The organism is Streptomyces sp. KR55 (assembly GCF_052245645.1).
Classification (GTDB): Bacteria; Actinomycetota; Actinomycetes; order Streptomycetales; family Streptomycetaceae; genus Streptomyces; species Streptomyces flavusporus.
Genome location: NZ_JBQQCE010000881.1, coordinates 1 through 1,549 on the forward strand (window position 1 = coordinate 1; position 1,549 = coordinate 1,549).

The 1,549-nt window shown below is 74.2% G+C and carries 1 protein-coding gene; it reads right to left on the reverse strand.

Annotation, left to right across the window (positions count from 1 at the left end; genetic code table 11):
- The coding region (locus ACTWQJ_RS51205) for a non-ribosomal peptide synthetase (RefSeq protein WP_443313171.1) at positions 1 to 1,549 on the reverse strand (1,549 nt) is incomplete at both ends.

Sequence of the window (1,549 nt, forward strand, 5' to 3'; positions counted from 1 at the left end):
CGTTCCACCGCACCAGATCACCCGTGCGGTACATCCGCTCACCCGGCACACCGAACGGACACGCCACAAAACGATCCGCCGTCAGCCCCGGACGGTTCAGATACCCCCGCGCCACACCATCGCCCGCGAGGTACAGCTCGCCGGGTACACCGACCGGCACCGGGACGAGACCGCGGCCGAGGACGTAGGCGCGCGTGCCGTCGATCGGGCGGCCGATCGGGGCGGCCACCGGGCCGGCGAGAGCGCCGCTGAGGGTGGCGCACACGGTCGACTCGGTCGGGCCGTAGGCGTTGAGCATGGTGCGGCCCGCCGACCAGCGGGCGGTCAGCTCCGGCGGGCACGCCTCGCCGCCGGTGATCAGTCCGCGCAGGGTGGGGACGCTCTCCGGGGCGAGGGTGGCCAGGAAGGCCGGGGGCAGCATGGCGTGGGTCACCTGTGCCTCGGCCATGAGCCGCACCACTTCGTCCCCGATCAGCTGGTCGGGGCGCGGCACGATCAGGGTGGCGCCGGCCAGCAGGGCCGTCACCAGCTCACAGGCCGACGCGTCGAAGCTGAGCGAGGCGAACTGAAGCATCCGCGCGCCCTCGTCCACCCCCAGTGCCTCCTGGTGGGCCGCGGCGAGACTCGCCAGTCCCTGGTGGGTGACGAGGACGCCCTTGGGGCGGCCGGTGGAGCCCGAGGTGTAGACGACGTACGCGGGATGGGTGACGTGCAGCGGTGCCGCGCGGTCCGCGTCGGTCAGGTCGGCCGGGGACAGGGCGGCCAGTTCGGCTGCCGTCTCCGGGGCGTCGAGCCGCCAGCGCGGCACGTCCCGCGGGGCGCGGGCGTCGGCGTCGCCGGACGTGAGCAGCCCCAGGGGACGGGCGTCGGCGCACATGTAGGCGGCCCGCTCGGCCGGGTAGCCGGGGTCGATGTTCAGGTAGGCCGCGCCCGCCTTGACCACGGCCAGGGCGGCGAGGACCAGGTCGGCCGAGCGCGGAAGGGCCAGCGCCACCACGGTGTCGGGCCGCACGCCCCGGGCGGCCAGCCAGCGCGCGAGGCGATTGGCGCGGGCGTTCAGCTCCGCGTAGGTCAGGGCCGTGCCGTCATGCAGCAGGGCCGTCGCCTCGGGCGTACGGGCGGCCTGGGCCTCGAAGAGCGCCGGGAGCGGTGCCGGGGCGACAGCGGAGGAGGTGGCGTTCCAGGCGGTGAGGACCTGGTGGCGTTCGTCCTCGTCGAGGATGTCGACGCGGTCGACGGGCCGGTCCGGGTCGGCCACGAGGGCGCCGAGCAGGTGTTCCAGGCGGCGGGCCAGACGGGCGGCGGTCCCAGCGTCGAAGAGGTCCTTGTTGAACTCCAGGACACCGTGCAGGCCGCCGTCGCCGCCCTCCTCACGCAGGCTGAAGACGAGGTCGAACTTGGCGACGTCGGTCTCCGCGGTCTCGGTCTCGACGCTGAGGCCGGGGAGTCGGAGGGTGACTTCGGGGGTGTTCTGGAAGGCCAGCAGGACCTGGAACAGCGGATGACGGGCCCGCGAGCGCGCCGGATTGACCAGCTCCACCAGCCGCTC